At 70.8% G+C, this 16434-nt stretch carries 14 protein-coding genes; 7 read left to right on the top strand and 7 right to left on the bottom strand.

Annotated features, from left to right (window positions below; genetic code table 11):
- The first annotated feature begins 14 nt into the window (after positions 1-14).
- The 3 genes from Q9S36_RS22980 to ligD all read left to right on the top strand — a co-directional run bounded on the left by Q9S36_RS22980 (position 15) and on the right by ligD (position 4339).
- Complete coding sequence (locus Q9S36_RS22980) at positions 15-932, top strand: Bax inhibitor-1/YccA family protein (RefSeq protein WP_251453607.1); 918 nt, start codon at positions 15-17, stop codon at positions 930-932.
- Positions 933-1049: 117 nt separating this feature from the next.
- Positions 1050-3119 (top strand): alpha/beta hydrolase, encoded by a 2070-nt coding sequence (locus tag Q9S36_RS22975; RefSeq protein WP_311287171.1) that lies wholly within the window; start codon positions 1050-1052, stop codon positions 3117-3119.
- Positions 3116-4339, top strand: a complete 1224-nt coding sequence (gene ligD / locus Q9S36_RS22970) for a non-homologous end-joining DNA ligase (protein ID WP_311287170.1) — start codon at positions 3116-3118, stop codon at positions 4337-4339. Before Q9S36_RS22975 ends, ligD begins: the two co-directional genes overlap by 4 nt.
- Positions 4340-4374: 35 nt before the next feature.
- Here ligD and Q9S36_RS22965 read toward each other — a convergent pair whose 3' ends face one another.
- From Q9S36_RS22965 to guaB, 7 genes are all read right to left on the bottom strand, one after another.
- Positions 4375-5769 (bottom strand): glycosyltransferase, encoded by a 1395-nt coding sequence (locus tag Q9S36_RS22965; protein ID WP_311287169.1) that lies wholly within the window; start codon positions 5767-5769, stop codon positions 4375-4377.
- A gap of 19 nt (positions 5770-5788) precedes the next feature.
- Positions 5789-7396: a glutamine-hydrolyzing GMP synthase gene (gene guaA, locus Q9S36_RS22960; protein ID WP_311287168.1), complete on the bottom strand. Its 1608-nt coding sequence runs from the start codon at positions 7394-7396 to the stop codon at positions 5789-5791.
- Positions 7393-7923, bottom strand: coding sequence for a DUF3817 domain-containing protein (locus Q9S36_RS22955; protein WP_311287167.1), 531 nt, complete (start codon positions 7921-7923; stop codon positions 7393-7395). Before Q9S36_RS22955 ends, guaA begins: the two co-directional genes overlap by 4 nt.
- A 10-nt stretch (positions 7924-7933) precedes the next feature.
- On the bottom strand, positions 7934-8734 hold the full coding sequence (locus tag Q9S36_RS22950; protein WP_396653832.1) for an SURF1 family cytochrome oxidase biogenesis protein: 801 nt from the start codon (positions 8732-8734) through the stop codon (positions 7934-7936).
- 80 nt (positions 8735-8814) lie between these two features.
- Positions 8815-9933, bottom strand: a complete 1119-nt coding sequence (locus tag Q9S36_RS22945) for a GuaB3 family IMP dehydrogenase-related protein (RefSeq protein WP_311287258.1) — start codon at positions 9931-9933, stop codon at positions 8815-8817.
- Between the two features lie 87 nt (positions 9934-10020).
- Complete coding sequence (locus Q9S36_RS22940; protein WP_311287165.1) at positions 10021-10299, bottom strand: DUF2277 domain-containing protein; 279 nt, start codon at positions 10297-10299, stop codon at positions 10021-10023.
- Between the two features lie 58 nt (positions 10300-10357).
- A complete protein-coding gene (gene guaB / locus Q9S36_RS22935) occupies positions 10358-11860 on the bottom strand; it encodes an IMP dehydrogenase (protein ID WP_311287164.1) in 1503 nt (500 codons plus the stop codon).
- Positions 11861-12116: 256 nt separating this feature from the next.
- Between guaB and Q9S36_RS22930 the strand changes: the two genes are divergently transcribed.
- From Q9S36_RS22930 to Q9S36_RS22915, 4 genes are all read left to right on the top strand, one after another.
- Positions 12117-13415, top strand: coding sequence for an ABC transporter permease subunit (locus Q9S36_RS22930; protein WP_396653831.1), 1299 nt, complete (start codon positions 12117-12119; stop codon positions 13413-13415).
- Between the two features lie 8 nt (positions 13416-13423).
- A complete protein-coding gene (locus tag Q9S36_RS22925) occupies positions 13424-14404 on the top strand; it encodes a branched-chain amino acid ABC transporter permease (RefSeq protein ID WP_251453477.1) in 981 nt (326 codons plus the stop codon).
- Positions 14405-14474: 70 nt separating this feature from the next.
- Positions 14475-15425, top strand: a complete 951-nt coding sequence (locus Q9S36_RS22920) for an ABC transporter ATP-binding protein (protein WP_311287257.1) — start codon at positions 14475-14477, stop codon at positions 15423-15425.
- On the top strand, positions 15422-16162 hold the full coding sequence (locus tag Q9S36_RS22915; protein ID WP_311287162.1) for an ABC transporter ATP-binding protein: 741 nt from the start codon (positions 15422-15424) through the stop codon (positions 16160-16162). The genes Q9S36_RS22920 and Q9S36_RS22915 overlap by 4 nt, the downstream gene beginning before the upstream one ends.
- Positions 16163-16434 lie beyond the last annotated feature (272 nt).

The following is a 16434-nucleotide window of genomic DNA, read 5'->3' as shown; positions in this document are numbered from 1 at the left end:
GGAGTGTGAGAGCAGTGGCCCTCAACAACCCCGCGTTCAACAACCCGGCGTTCCAGGACCCTCGAGCCGTTCAGACCTACCCGGGCGGCCCTCAGGCCGCAGGCATCGGCGGGCCCGGACAGTTCTCCTCCGCGCAGCGGATGGGTGCGGACGTCGCAGCCCAGGCGCAGATGGAGGGCATGTACGCCGCTCCCGCCGCCGGTGCCCGTGAGACCGACCGCATGACCGTCGAGGACACCGTCGTCAAGACCGTGAGCCTCTTCGCGATCCTCGTCGCCACCGCCGTCGTCGGCTGGGTGTGGACGATGTCCCCCGTCGCCGAGACCGGTGCCCCCACCATCCTCCCCTGGATCATCGGCGGCCTCGTCGGCTTCGTGCTGTCGATGGTCATCATCTTCACCTCGCGCAAGAAGGTCCGCCCGGCGCTCATCTTCGCCTACGCGGCCGCAGAGGGTCTGTTCGTCGGCGGCATCTCGGCCTTCTTCGAGATGCTCTTCCCCGGCATCGTCATGCAGGCCACGCTCGGCACCCTCGCGGTCGTCGGCGTGACCCTCGCCCTCTTCGCCAGCGGCAAGGTCCGCGCCTCGAAGCGCGCCACGAAGATCTTCATGATCGCGATGATCGGCTACCTGGTGTTCTCGCTGCTGAACGTGGGGCTCATGTTCTTCGGCGTGCTGCCCGAGGGCGCGATGTTCGGCCTCCACAGCTCGGTCGAGATCATGGGTATTCCGCTGGGCGTCATCATCGGCGTCCTGGTGGTGCTCATGGCCGCGTACTCGCTCGTGCTCGACTTCGACCAGATCCAGCAGGGTGTGCGCAACGGCGCTCCCCGCCAGTACGGCTGGCTCGGCGGCTTCGGCATCATGGTCACCGTCGTGTGGCTGTACGTCGAGATCCTGCGCATCATCGCGATCGTCCGCAGCAGCAACTGACGCGACGCACGTCGCACCTGACGCATCACGCGAAGGGGGTCGCCCGAGGGCGGCCCCCTTCGTCGTGTCCGGCGCGGGTCGCGCGTGACCGTCCGCGAACCTCCGTATAGTGACGGCATGGTCGCCGCTCGCACGCCGTCTGCGCCGAGGGCACGAGTGGGGGCCATCATCGCGGCGGTGCTGACGTCGCTCGTGCTGGGACTCGGACCCGCTTCCGCCTCCGCCGCCCCCGCCGGCATCGCCGCGTTCGAGGTGGAGCCCGAGCCCATCGAGCGCACGGAGTGCCCGGTCCCGGTGCCCGCCACGGCGGCCGATCGCGTGGAGTGCGGCGTGCTCATCGTGCCGGAGCGCCGCGGCGACGACAACGATCCCGAGCGGGTCATCCGGATCCCCTACGCGGTCATCTCCGCGACGGACACCGAGCGCCGCGAAGACCCGCTCGTCGTCCCGGTCGGGCGCCCCGCGACCGTCTCGGCCGAGGGCGCATTCGCCCACACGGTGCGCACCTTCGCCGCCGACGGCGCCTGGGCGAACGCGGACCGCGACGTCATCGTGATCGAGCAGCGCGGCGGAGGCCTGTCCGAGCCCACGCTCGACTGCCCCGAAGTCGCGATCGACCGGCTCGCGTCCGACGGCGTCGTGGCCTCGGGAGACGCCCGCGGTGATCGCCGGCTCGCGGGCCTGCAGGCGTGCCGCGACCGCCTCGTGGAGGACGGCGTCGACCTCGCCGCGTACACGACCCGCGCGTCCGCGGGAGACCTCGCCGACCTGCGAGCGGCTCTCGGCTACGAGACCTGGAACCTGTTCGCCGTCTCGTACGACACGCGTCTGGCGCTGACGGTGCTGCGCGACCAGGCGGCGGGTCTGCGCGCGCTCATCCTCGACGGGCCCGCGCCGCTGCACGTCGACGTCTACCAGCGCACGCCCGTGGCGTTCGCCCAGGCGGTGGATCAGCTGGTCGCCTCGTGCAAGGCGGATGCCGCCTGCGCCGACCGGTACCCGGACCTCGACGACACCCTCGCGGGCGTGCTCGAGGATGCTGCGCGCTCACCGCTCGACGTGGCGGTGGACAGCCCCGCGGACGGCTCACTGCTCACGGTCGAGCTGGACGACGCCGTCCTCGCGCAGGGCCTGTCCGACGCCCTGGCACGCGGCGACGCCACCCGCTCGCTGCCCTTCCTCATCGACCAGCTCGATCGCGGGAACGTCTCGGCGGCCCTGCCGCTCGTCCAGCGCAGCGTCGACCGCGCGGACGCGCGCGTGGAGGGCCTCGAACTCTCGCTCGAGTGCGCGGAGGAGGTGCCGTTCAACGACCCCGCCGCCGTCGTCGAGGTCGCGGCCGGCGACCCGATCTCAGCTCACCTCGTCCCGGTGCCGGACCGTTTCGCGGAGTGCGAGATCTGGCAGGTGCCGGCGCTCGGCGACCGTGAGACCAGCCCGGTCGCCGGCGAGGTGCCGACGCTCATCCTCACCGGCACGTTCGACCCGCTCACGCCCCACCGCTGGGGACTCGCGACGGCGGAGACGCTCCCGGCCGCGACGGTGGCGCTCGTCTCCGGGGCGGGACACGGCACGATCGGGGCCCGAGAGCCGGCGAATGCGGGGGCGTGCGCGCGCGCGCTCGCCCGGCAGTTCCTGGCCGATCCGGCGCAGGATCTCGAGGCGTCGTGCCTTGCGGCATCCGGACCGGCCGCCTTCCTCACCACGGCCGACATCGACCCGACCACGGCGATCTACCGCCTCGACCGCGACGTCCTCGAGCAGCGAGACCCCGTGCAGCTCGGCGTGCTCGGGGTCTCGCTCATCCTGCTGCTGGCGACCCTGGTCTACGGTGCCGTCGTGGCCCTGCGCAGTGGCCTGCGGCTGAGCGGAGACATCCCCGAGGGCGGCGTGCTCGCCGCCGTCACCTCCGCGGCCCTGCATCTCGGGTTCGCGGGGATCCTCGGCCTGATCCTGGTGAACGCCGATCGGCAGCTGCTCGCATTCGGCCTGCCGCCGGCGGTGTGGCCGGCACTTCTGCTGCCGCTCGGCGCCCTCGTCACGACGGTGCTGCTGATCGTGCTCCTCGTGCGCGCGTGGGTGCAGGACGACGGCACGCTGCTGCACCGCATCCTGCTGTCGGTGTCGGCGGCGGCATCGCTGACCTTCTACCTGTGGCTGCTGTTGCGGGGCATGCTGGCGCTATGAGCCCGTCGAGATCGGATGCCGTCACCGTCGAGGCCGCCGGGCACGAGGTTCGGGTGTCGAGCCCCACGCGGGTGGTCTTCCCCGAACCGGGCCTGACCAAGCTCGACCTCGTGCGCTACTACCTGTCGATCGCCGACGGCGCCCTGCGCGGAGCCGGCGGTCGCCCCATGGTGCTCAAGCGCTTCCCGAAAGGCATCGACGCCGAGCCGTTCTTCCAGAAGCGGGTGCCCGAGAACCACCCGTCCTTCGTCGACACCGCGACCTTGCACTATGCGCGGGGGACGTCGGCCGAAGAAGCCGTGATCCGGGATGCCGCAGGGTTGGCGTGGGTGGTCAATCTCGGCTGCCTCGACCTGAACCCGCACCCGGTCCGCGCCGAGGACCTCGATCATCCCGACGAGCTGCGCATCGACCTCGACCCCATGCCGGGCGTGGACTGGGCCCAGATCGTCGACGCGGCGTTCGTGGCGCGCGACGTGCTCGACGACGTCGGCCTCGTGGGGTGGCCGAAGACGAGTGGGTCGCGCGGCATCCACATCCTCGTGCGCATCGCACCGCGGTGGACGTACACCCAGGTGCGCCTGGCGGCCGAGACCCTGGCACGCGAGGTCGAGAACCGGGCGCCGGGTCTGGCCACCGCACGCTGGTGGAAGGAGGAGCGCGGCGAGAGCGTGTTTGTCGACTTCAACCAGAACGCCAAGGACCGCACCGTCGCCTCGGCGTACTCCATCAGGCCGCTGGCGGACGCGCGCGTGTCGACACCGCTGGCATGGGACGAGGTGCGCGCCTGCCGACCCGAGCAGTTCACCGTGCTCACCGTGCCCGAGCGCTTCGCCGCGATCGGCGATCCGCACGCCGGCCTCGACGACGCGGTGGGCACCCTCGACGGCCTGCTCGCCCTCGCCGAAGAACTGGGTCCGGCCGAGAAGCCGCCTCGCGGCTCGAGTGGCGACGGGCGGCGGCAGTCGGTGATGCCGCTCATCGAGGTCGCGCGCACCAAGACCAAGCCCGAGGCGCTGGAGGCCCTCGAGGAGTGGAAGGCGCGGCATCCGGGCCCCGTCTCGCATCTGCACCCCGCCGACGTGCTCGTCGACGGCATGCGGGGTTCGAGCTCGCTGTGGTATCGCGTGCGGGTGAACCTGCAGCACGTGCCCGAGGACGAGCGCCCGGCGCAGGAGGACCTCATCGCGGACTACGACCCGTGGGAGGGCCGGACCTGACGGTCAGCAGACCTGACGGTCAGCAGACCTGACGGTCAGCCGCGGCGCGAGGGACGCGACAGCACGTCGCGCGCGGCTTGCGCGAGGGCGGTCATGGCGTGCTCGGGGTCGACGCGGCGTGCGGCGGTGATCGCCTCGCGGGCGAGGCGGGCGTGCTCGTCGGGATCGGACAGCACGCGGACGAGGGCGTCGGCGAGCGCGCCGATGTCGCCGTCGGGAACCAGCACCCCTCCCCCCTCGGCGAGCAGCTCTCGCGGCCCGTAGCGCACGTCGAACGCCACCACGGGGGTGCCGTGCACGAGCGCCTCGGCCAGCGACAGCCCCTGGCCCTCGTAGGCCGACGTCGACACGAACACCGACGCGGCGTCGAGCACGCGTCCGGGGTCATCCGTCGCGCCGTGGAGCACCACGTGCGCGCCGAGACCGAGCGCGTCCACGAGCTGCTGGAGCGCCTCCTGCTCGGCGCCGGCGCCGAAGATGTCGAGGGTCGCGTGCGGCACGCGCGCGATGACGTCGACGAACGCGTGGACGGCGAGGTCCACCCGCTTGCCGGGCGCGAGCCGGTTCAGCATCACGGCGCGGCCGGGCACGCGATCGGATGCCGGAACCACCGAAGACCCGGCGGGCACCGCGTGGGGCACCACGACGTGGACGCCCGCGTCGCCGAAGCGCGCGGCGACGTCGGCGCGCTGCGCGCGCGTCGGCCACAGCACGGCGTCGAACTTCTCGGCCACGGTGAACCAGCGCGACCACAGCGGGTTGAGGTCGGCCTCGGGATCGAACGGGGGCTCGAGGTGGATGGTGTGGATGGCGTGCACGAGGCGGACTCCCGGATCGGCCCAGCCGGCCAGCAGCTCGCCGAGCTGCCGGGACTCGCAGACCACGACCACCGGACGTGCCGGGTCGCCCGCGCGCAGTTCCGCCACGACGTGATCCAGCCACGCCCGGTAGAGCGCGCCGAAGCCGTCGACGATACCCGCGACGCGCCCCCCGCTGCCGTAGACCACGACCGGCGCGTCGCTGATGTGCCAGTCGGGGTCGCCCGCGATGACGGGGAGCCCGACGGCGGGCGAGCCGTCGCGCCCGGCGACGACCCGGTACTGCAGCGCGGGGTCGGCTTCGCCGGGGTGGGATGCCGCGCGCAGCCAGTCCGCCGCGCCGCCGTGAGCGGCATCCGACTCATCGAACAGGTTGCGCATGCGCGACGGATCGACGACCAGGTCGCGTCCGTCGAAGGTCGCCCGGTGGCGGGCGTGGTCCTCGCGCGTGCCGGGATCGACCGTCAGCAGCAGCGGGCCTGCGCCGCCGTGCACGCCCGCCGCCGCCATCTGACGGGCACGGGCGAGGGTCGCGAACGTGTACCCGCCGTCGTGGTCCGGGATGAGCCGGCTCGACAGGATCAGGTACTCGGCGTCGGGGAAGGTGGTCACCGTCCCATCTTGCCGCGACTCACTCCCATTCGATGGTCCCCGGGGGCTTGCTCGTGACATCGAGCACGACGCGATTGACATCGCGCACCTCGTTGGTGATGCGGTTCGAGATGCGGGCGAGCACGTCGTAGGGCAGGCGCGTCCAGTCGGCGGTCATGGCGTCCTCGGACGACACCGGCCGCAGCACGATGGGATGCCCGTACGTGCGACCGTCGCCCTGCACTCCGACGGAGCGGACGTCGGCCAGGAGCACCACCGGGCACTGCCAGATCTCGGCGTCGAGGCCGGCCTTCGTCAGCTCGGCGCGGGCGATGGCGTCGGCGTCCTGCAGAATCTCGAGGCGGTCAGCGGTGACCTCGCCCACGATCCGGATGCCGAGGCCGGGGCCCGGAAAGGGCTGGCGCGCGACGATGACCTCGGGCAGTCCCAGCTCGCGGCCGATCGCGCGGACCTCGTCCTTGAACAGGGTGCGCAGCGGCTCGACCAGGTCGAACTGCAGGTCGTCGGGGAGGCCGCCCACGTTGTGGTGGCTCTTGATGTTCGCGGTACCCGATCCGCCGCCGGACTCGACGACGTCGGGATACAGGGTGCCCTGCACCAGGAAGCGCACCGGCTCGCCGTCGGCGGCCGCTTCGGCGACGAGCTCCTTCTCGGCCTGCTCGAACGTGCGGATGAACTCGCGGCCGATGATCTTGCGCTTCTGCTCGGGGTCGCTGACGCCGGCCAGCGCCGTGAGGAAGCGCTCGCGCGCGTCGACGGTCACCAGGCGCACGCCGGTCGAGGCGACGTAGTCCTGCTCGACCTGCTCGCGCTCGCCCTTCCGCAGCAGCCCGTGGTCGACGAAGATGCAGACGAGCTGGTCGCCCACGGCCTTGTGGACGAGCGCCGCCGCGACGGCGGAATCGACGCCGCCCGACAGACCGCAGATGACCCGGGCCGAGCCGACCTGCTCGCGGATGCGGGCGACCTGCTCGGCGATGACGTTGCCGCTGTTCCAGTCGGCGGGAAGCCCCGCGGCCTTGTGCAGGAAGTTCTCGATGATGCGCTGGCCGTGGTCGCTGTGCTTGACCTCGGGGTGCCACTGCACGCCGTACATCCTGCGCTCGGCACTGCCGAACGCGGCGACCGGAGTCGCACCGGTGCGCGCGAGCACCTCGAAGCCGGCGGGGGCCTTCGAGACCTGGTCGCCGTGGCTCATCCACACGTTCTGCTCGACCGGCTGCCCGTCGAAGAGGATGTCCTCCTCGTGGATGATGCTGGCGTCGGTGGCTCCGTACTCGCGCAGCCCGGAGTGGGCGACCTCGCCGCCGAGCGCCTGCGCCATCACCTGGAAGCCGTAGCAGATGCCGAGCGTGGGAACGTTCAGGTCGAACACGCCGCTGTCCAGCTGCGGCGCACCCTCCTCGTACACCGACGACGGTCCGCCCGAGAGGATGATGCCGACCGGGTTCTTCGCGGCGATGTCGTCGGCCGACGCGGTGTGCGGGACGATCTCGCTGTAGACGCCGGCTTCGCGCACGCGCCGCGCGATCAGCTGCGCGTACTGGGCGCCGAAGTCCACGACGAGGACGGGGCGCTGCTCGGTGGCCGAAGCCTGATCGGGCGACGTGTCGGTCTGTTCGGTCACCGGGTGCCTTCCGCTGTGGGGACGCTGTCAGGGGCGGATGCCGCGGCGGCGGCCTCCCGCGAGTCGAGGTGGGTGCGGACCTCACGGGCCACGCGGGTCTCCATGAAGAACGACAGCAGCGGCACGATGCCGCCGAGCGCCAGCAGGATGAACCGCGGGAACGGCCAGCGCATGAGGCTCCAGATGCGGAAGCACGCGAACAGGTACACCACGTAGAACCAGCCGTGGGCGACCAGGATCGCGAGCGAGATGTTGATGCCGTCGCCGGTCGAGATCATCTCGCACCCCTGGCCGCCGGGGATGAAGAGGGAGTACCAGAGGCACTCGGGCCCGGCGATCGCGGGAGCGAACCACAGGAAGCCGCCGGAGCCGCCGAGGAACAGCTCGACGTGCAGCGGCGTGTACTTCAGGATCATCTCGGCGACCAGCAGCAGCAGGCCCACACCGGTGATGATCGAGGCGATCTGGTAGAACCTGAGCGCTCCGCGGATCGCCGGAAAAGACGAGAGTCTGGGGGCGCGAGGCATGGCCACCAGTCTAACCGTCGCCCGGATCGCCCAGATCCTCGAGGTCCTCCAGCTCCTTCTCCCACGCGTCCTTGGCGAGGCGGTACCAGAGGTAGAAGGCGAAGCCGGCGAAGACGGCCCACTCCGCGGCGTAGAAGATGTTGAGCCAGTTGACGCTGGAGCCTTCGGCCGGCGCGGGCGACGAGATCGGCTGCAGACCGCCGGCGGGCTCGTCGGCGATGAGGTGCGGGCGGTAGACGACGAGGTCCTCGGTCTCGGACCACTGCCCGAGAAGAGCGGCCGACGACATCCGCGTCATGACCTGCGGGTCGCCGTCGCGCGGCGGGAGGGCGGGGCCTTCGTCCGAGACCAGGCGCCCGGTGAGCTCGAGGGGTGCGTCCGCATCCCTGGCGGCGAAGTCGGCCTCGAGGGCGGATGCGGCATCCTGCGCCTGCTCGAAGGTCTCGGCCCAGCCGACGGCGACGGCCAGCGACACCGGCGGCGTCTGATCGAAGCCCCCCTCGCCGTCCCACAGCCGGAACTGCCCCGTGACCCAATAGCCCTCGACGCCGTCGTTGAAGCGCGAGTGGACGATGAGGAAGTCGGTGTCGATCCACCAGCCGGCGACCTCGACCTTCTGCCCGACGAGCGGCTCGGGAAGGTAGGCGCCCGGCTCGACGACATCGCCTATCGGCTGCACCTGCTCGGTGGCGCCGGGGGGCAGCGGGTCGGTGTCGATGGCGCGGCCGAGCTGCCACTGCCCGAGCCAGCCCAGGACGCCGGCGACGACGAGGCACAGCAGCAGCAGCGCGATCCACCGCGGACGCAGCATGACCTCGCGCAGCGTCGGCGGGAAGACCTCGACCTCGGGCTCGGGCCCGACCTCGGGCTCGGCCGGTGTCGGGGCGTCGGTCATCTCGTGCTGTACGGCGCGACGACGACCTCGACGCGCTGGAACTCCTTCAGGTCGGAGTACCCGGTCGTGGCCATGGACTTGCGGAGCGCCCCGATGAGGTTCGCGGTGCCGTCGGCGACGGGCGCCGGGCCGAAGAGCACGGACTCGAGCGTGGTGATCTGGTCGACGGCGACGCGGCGCCCACGGGGCAGCTTGGCGTGGTGGGCTTCGGGACCCCAGTGGAATCCCCGGCCGGGCGCGTCGGTGGCGCGGGCGAGGGCGACGCCCAGCATGACGGCGTCCGCACCCATGGCGAGCGCCTTGACGATGTCGCCCGAGGTGCCCACGCCGCCGTCCGCGATCACGTGGACGTAGCGTCCGCCCGACTCGTCGAGGTAGTCGCGGCGTGCGCCGGCGACGTCGGCGACGGCCGTCGCCATCGGAGCGTGCAGACCCAGGGTGGCGCGCGTCGTGGAGGCCGCTCCCCCGCCGAAGCCGACGAGGACGCCCGCGGCGCCGGTGCGCATGAGGTGGAGCGCCGCGGTGTAGGTCGCGGCGCCGCCGACGATCACGGGCACGTCGAGGTCGTAGATGAACTTCTTGAGGTTCAGCGGCTGATCGACGCTCGAGACGTGCTCCGCCGAGACGGTCGTGCCGCGGATGACGAACAGGTCGACGCCGGCGGCGACCACCGTCTCGTACAGCTCCTGGGTGCGCTGCGGGGTGAGCGCTCCGGCGACCGTGACACCGGCGGCGCGGATCTCGGCGAGACGGTCGCGGACGAGCTCGGGTTTGATGGGCTCGGAGTACAGCTCCTGCATGCGACGCGTCGCCCCGGCATCCGGAAGCGAAGCGATCTCTTCGAGCAGTGGCGCCGGGTCGTCGTACCGGGTCCAGAGGCCCTCGAGGTCGAGGACGCCGAGGCCTCCGAGCCTGCCGAGCGCGATCGCGGTCTCGGGGCTGACGACCGAGTCCATCGGCGCCCCGAGCACGGGGATGTCGAACTGGAAGGCGTCGATGGTCCACGCCGTCGACACGTCCTCGGGGTTGCGGGTGCGGCGCGAGGGCACGACCGCGATGTCGTCGAACGTGTAGGCGCGACGGGCCCGCTTGGCGCGGCCGAGCTCGATCTCCATGGTCACGGGGTCAAGCCTACCCGCCGGGGCTCACGCCGCCGCGGGGCTGCGGGGCGGGGCCGTGGAACGGGGCGGTCGGACGGTGGGTCAGGCGGCGGAGTAGCGGCCCGAGGCGACGGCGCGGGCGCGCGCTTTAGCCGCCTCCTCCTCGCGGTTCTTGGGCGGGGTGGTGGCGACGAGGTCGGCGAGCAGATGCTGGGTGGCGTGCGCGATGTCGTGGACCGCCCGGTCGAAGGCCTCCTGGTTGGCCTTGGACGGCTTGGTCGTCCCGGCGATCTTGCGGACGTACTGCAGCGCGGCGGCGTTCACCTCGTCCGAGGTGGCGGCGGGCGCGAAGTTGTGGAGCGTGTGGATGTTCCGGCACATGCCCGCGAGGATACGCCGCGTCGCGGCATCCGTCACGGGGGTCGTCAGCGCGTGGGTCTCAGCGCTTGTAGTTGGGCGCCTCGACGACGATCTGCACGTCGTGGGGGTGCGACTCCTTCAGCCCCGCGGGCGTGATGCGGACGAACTTGCCCTTGGCCTTGAGCTCGTCGATCGTGCGGGCGCCGACGTAGAACATCGACTGACGCAGGCCGCCGACGAGCTGGTACGCGACCGCCGACACGGGGCCCCGGTACGCGACCTGGCCCTCGATGCCCTCGGGGATCAGCTTGTCGTCGCTGGGGACGTCGGCCTGGAAGTAGCGGTCCTTCGAGTACGAGGTCTTCTTGCCCCGCGTCTGCAGCGCCCCGAGCGAGCCCATGCCGCGGTACTGCTTGAACTGCTTGCCGCCCTGGAAGACGATCTCGCCGGGCGACTCGTCGGTGCCCGCCAGGAGCGAGCCGAGCATGACCGTGTCGGCGCCGGCGACCAGCGCCTTGGCGATGTCTCCGGAGTACTGCAGGCCGCCGTCGGCGATCACCGGCACGCCGGCCTCGCGCGCGGCGAGGGACGCCTCGTAGATCGCGGTGACCTGCGGCACGCCGACGCCGGCCACGACGCGGGTGGTGCAGATCGAGCCCGGGCCGACGCCGACCTTCACCGCGTCGACACCGGCGTCGATGAGAGCCTGGGCGCCCTCGCGGGTGGCGACGTTGCCGCCGATGACGTCGATGTGCGCGAAGGACGCGTCGGCCTTGAGGCGACGGACCATGTCGATGACACCGGCGGACTGGCCGTTGGCGGTGTCGACGACGATGACGTCGACACCCGCGTCGCGAAGCGCGCCGGCGCGCTCCCACGCGTCGCCGAAGAAGCCGATGGCCGCCCCGACGCGGAGGCGTCCCTGCTCGTCCTTGGTCGCCAGCGGGTACTTCTCGCTCTTGTCGAAGTCCTTGATCGTGATGAGACCGGCGAGCTTGCCGTCCTCGTCGATGAGCGGCAGCTTCTCGACCCGGTGCTTGGCGAAGGTGGCGATGACGTCGCCGGCGCCGATGCCGACGGGCGCCGTGATGAGGTTCTCGGTCGTCATGACGTCCCGGACGAGCGTCGTCTGGCGCTCGAAGCCCGAGACGAAGCGCATGTCGCGGTTGGTGACGATGCCCACCAGGCGCCCCTCCTCGCCGACGACCGGCAGGCCCGAGATGCGATAGGTCGCGCACAGGGTGTCGACCTCTTCGATGGTGGCGTCGGGGGTGGTCGTGATCGGGTCGGTGATCATGCCCGACTCGCTCCGCTTCACACGGTCGACCATCGCCGCCTGATCCTCGATCGAGAGGTTGCGGTGGATGATGCCGATGCCGCCCTCGCGCGCGATGGCGATCGCCAGACGGGCCTCGGTGACGGTGTCCATCGCCGCCGACAGCAGCGGGGTCGCCACCGTGATGCGGCGGGTGACGCGGCTGGAGGTGTCGGCCTCGCTCGGGATCACGTCGGTGTGACCGGGCAGGAGGAGGACGTCGTCGTAGGTGAGTCCGACGAAGCCGAACGGGTCGTGCTGGTCCATGTGGTTCTCCTGCGCGCGTGCCTGGCCTGCATCGGGCGCGTTGCTCGAGGGGGGACGACGGCGGCCGGCGCGCGCTACCGCGCCACGCATGATTCTAAGCGATCCCGATTAGGTCACGTCTTGCGAGCGTGTCTCGCCCGAAACACCGCGGACACATTACGCTCGTACCGTCGTTCATCACGGCCGATGCGACCCGGTAATCGGCGCGCGGTGTGCCGTACTGGGAGGTTTCGTGAGTCCTGTGACTGAGGTCGCGATGCGCGCCGCGCGTCCGAGAACGGTCTTCGCACTCTTCGCCCTGTTCCTGGTGCTCCTCGGGATCTTCGCGACGTCGGCGCCCGCCTTCGCCGCCGAGGACGACCCGTACCGCATCAGCGGCAACGTGCAGCTCGACGGGGAGCCACTCGAAGGAGTGAGCCTCACCATCGACGGTCCCGGCGGGCTGCAGGAGGTCGAGACCGACGAGAACGGGCAGTGGCGCGTAGGCGTCCCCGAACGGGGCGAGGAGTACGTCATCACGCTCGACGAGAACACGCTCCCCGAGGGCATCGCCGTGGTCGATGACGAGGACGACACCCCCAACGTCAAAGAGGTGGAGATGTCGCAGGGCGGTCGGGTGACCGTCAACTTCTTCATCGGCGAGGGCGAGCGCAACGTCACCGGCTTCTTCGACCAGCTGGTGCAGCGTCTCGTGCAGGGCATCAGCTTCGGCCTCATGCTGGCCCTGGCCGCCGTCGGCCTCACCCTGGTCTACGGCACGACCGGCATCTCGAACTTCGCGCATGGCGAGATGGTGACCTTCGGCGCCGTCGCCGCCCTGATCCTGGTGGGACCGGCGAGCCTGGCCCTGCCGTGGTGGCTCGGCTTCCCCGTGGCGGTGATCCTCAGCGCCGTGCTGGGACTCGTCCTCGACATGATCATCTGGCGACCCCTGCGCCGTCGCCGTGTCGGGGTCGTCCAGCTGATGATCGTCTCGATCGGCCTTTCGCTGGCGATGCGCTACCTGTTCCAGTTCTTCATCGGCGGCGGCACGGCACAGCTGCCCTTCTCGTCGACGCCGAAGATCCCGCTGTTCGGGGTCGTGCAGATGAGCATCATCGACATGGTGTCGATCGGCATCTCGATCGTCGTGATCGTCGCCTTCGCCCTGTGGCTGACCCGCTCCAAGCTCGGCAAGGCGACGCGGGCGATCTCGGACAATCCGTCGCTGGCCGCGGCATCCGGCATCGACGTCGACGCCGTCGTGCGGGTGGTGTGGATCGTCGCGGGGGGTCTGGCCGGCCTCGCGGGCGTGCTCTACGCGTACTACCGTCCCGGCATCCGATGGGACATGGGTGCGCAGGTGCTGCTGCTCATGTTCGCCGCGGTCGTCCTCGGCGGTCTCGGCACGGCGTACGGCGCCCTCGTCGGAGCGCTGATCGTCGGCATCCTCGTCGAGGCGTCGAGCTTGTGGATCCCGGCGGACCTGAAGTTCGCCAGCGCGCTGTTCATCCTCATCGTGATCCTGCTGTTCCGGCCACAAGGCATCCTCGGCCGGCGCGAGAGAATAGGTTAGGCGAACCCATGGACTGGTTGCAGATTCTCTCCAACTCCGCCTCGTCGATCCTGAGCCCGGCGACGATGGGCTACGCCCTCGCCGCACTGGGTCTCGCGATGCACTTCGGCTACGCGGGCCTGATCAACATGGGCATCGCCGGCTTCATGGCCATCGGCGCCTACGGCTACGCGATCTCGATCCTCACGTTCGGGCTGCCGTGGTGGCTCGCGGCGATCCTCGGGCTCGTGGCTGCGGCGATCTTCGCGCTCATCCTCGGCATCCCGACGCTGCGACTGCGCGGCGACTACCTCGCGATCGTCACGATCGCCGCCGCCGAGGTGCTGCGCCTGCTGTTCCTCACGACGGCCTTCGACGATGTGACGGGTTCGGCCGACGGCCTGAGCGGGTACCACGCCAGCTTCCGCGCATCCAACCCGATCCCCGACGGCATCTACGGCTTCGGTCCGTGGACGTACAACGAGACGCAGTGGTGGGTGCGCATCATGGGCGTCATCACGATCGCGATCGCGGCGCTCGTGGTGTGGATGCTGACGCACAGCCCCTGGGGCCGCGCTCTCAAGGGCATCCGCGAGGACGAGGACGCCGTGCGCTCGCTCGGCAAGAACGTCTACGCGTACAAGATGCAGTCCCTGGTCCTCGGCGGGGTGATCGCCGCGGCGGGAGGGATCGTCTACGCCTTGCCTGCGGCCATCAGCCCGGGCGTCTATGTGACCTCGCTGACGTTCTTCGTCTGGACGGCGCTGCTGCTGGGCGGCGCGGCGACGGTGTTCGGACCGCTGCTCGGATCGCTCATCTTCTGGGTGCTGCAGACGTTCCTCTCCAACGTGCTCCCCGCACTGGCGTCGGCCGGCCTGCTGTTCGGCATGTCGTCGATCCAGGCGGCCACGCTGCGGTTCATCCTCGTCGGCGTCGCGCTGATGCTGCTGGTGATCTTCATGCCGCAGGGGCTGCTCGGAAACAAGAAGGAGCTGACCTTTGTCAAGTGACTCCGCCTACGAGGCTCCGGCCGAGCCGCCGCCGTCGACCGCGCCGGTCGCCCGGCCCAAGACCACGGGCCTGCACAAGGGCGACGCCGCACCCGGGTGCGCCAAAGTCGACCCGATCATCATCGCCCACGGCGTGCGTCGCTCGTTCGGCGGCGTGCACGCCGTCGACGTCGATCACCTCGAGATCCCCCGTGGGGCCATCACCGCGCTCATCGGCCCGAACGGCGCCGGCAAGACCACGCTGTTCAACCTGCTGACCGGGTTCGACAAGCCCAACGAGGGCACCTGGAGCTACGACGGCAAGGACCTCTCGGGCGTCCCCGCGTACAAGGTCTCGCGGATGGGACTCGTGCGCACGTTCCAGCTCACCAAGGCGCTGGGACTGCTCACGGTGCTCGAGAACATGAAGCTCGGTGCGAAGGACCAGCGCGGCGAGAAGTTCTTCGCCAGCCTCATCCCGGCACTGTGGCGCAAGCAGGACCAGGCGCTCGAGACGCGGGCGATGGAGATCCTGAGGAAGTTCAAGCTCGACACGAAGGCGTCCGACTTCGCCGCCAGCCTCTCGGGCGGCCAGCGGAAGCTCCTCGAGATGGCGCGCTCCCTCATGACCGAGCCGACGCTGGTCATGCTCGATGAGCCGATGGCCGGGGTGAACCCGGCCCTGACGCAGTCGCTGCTGGACCACATCCTCGACCTCAAGGACGAGGGCATGACGGTGCTGTTCGTCGAGCACGACATGCACATGGTCCGCCACATCGCCGACTGGGTGGTCGTGATGGCCGAAGGCCGCATCGTCGCCGAAGGCGACCCGTACAGCGTCATGCGCGACCCCGCCGTGATCGACGCCTACCTGGGGGCCCACCAAGAGGTCGACCTCGGTGTCGTGACAGGACGCATCGACGTCGTCGATGCGGACCGGACGACGGATGCCGCGGCATCCGCTCGGGCCAGCGCAGACCAGATCGAGGCCGAAGCCGCCGCCGAACTCGAGTCCGAAGAGAAGCAGGGGGACGCGAAGTGACCAGCGCCACCGCCACCGGGACACCGGTCGTCGTCGTCGAGGACGTCCACGCGGGCTACCTCCCCGGCGTGAACATCCTCAACGGCTGCAACCTCGTCGCACACAAGGGCGAGCTCATCGGCATCATCGGCCCGAACGGTGCCGGCAAGTCGACGCTGCTGAAGGCGATCTTCGGCCAGGTCAACGTCCGCAGCGGCGTCGTGATCCTCGAAGGCGACGACATCACCGGGCTCAAGGCCAATCAGCTCGTCTCGCGCGGAGTGGGGTTCATCCCGCAGACCAACAACGTCTTCCCGTCGCTGACGATCGAAGAGAACCTGCAGATGGGGCTGTACCAGCGCCCGTCCGCGTACGCCGAGCGGCTGGAGTTCGTCACCGGCATCTTCGGCGAGCTGAAGAAGCGCCTGAAGCAGCGCGCCGGCTCGCTCTCGGGCGGCGAGCGGCAGATGGTCGCGATGAGCCGCGCACTCATGATGGACCCGAAGGTGCTGCTGCTCGACGAGCCCTCGGCGGGTCTGTCGCCCGTCCGTCAGGACGAGGCGTTCATCCGCGTCTCCGAGATCAACAAGGCCGGCGTCACGTGCATCATGGTGGAGCAGAACGCCCGCCGGTGCCTGCAGATCTGCGACCGCGGCTACGTCCTCGACCAGGGGCGCGACGCGTACACCGGGTCGGGCCGCGACCTGCTGAACGACCCGAAGGTCACCGAGCTGTACCTCGGCACGCTCGGCACCTGACCACCCCGCCGCGCGGCACGGGTGGTCGGGCCGGGCCGCGGCGAGGCCGGGGCGCGTGGCCGGGGCGCGTGGCGCGCGGCCGGGGCGCGTGCGCACGCGGCACACGCGTGCGTGATTCCCCCGCACGCCGGGGGCGCGTGCGCACGCGGCACCCCGGCGCCACCGCCCCGGCGCTACCGGGACCCCGGCGCCACCGGGACCCCGGCGCCACCGGCACCCCGGCGACACGGCCGCGGCATGAGCGAGGGCCCCGGATCCGAAGATCCGGGGCC

It is taken from the genome of Microbacterium sp. ARD31, assembly GCF_031844425.1.
The sequence above is the reverse complement of the archived record's forward strand: the minus strand, read 5'-3'. Positions and strand labels throughout refer to the sequence as shown.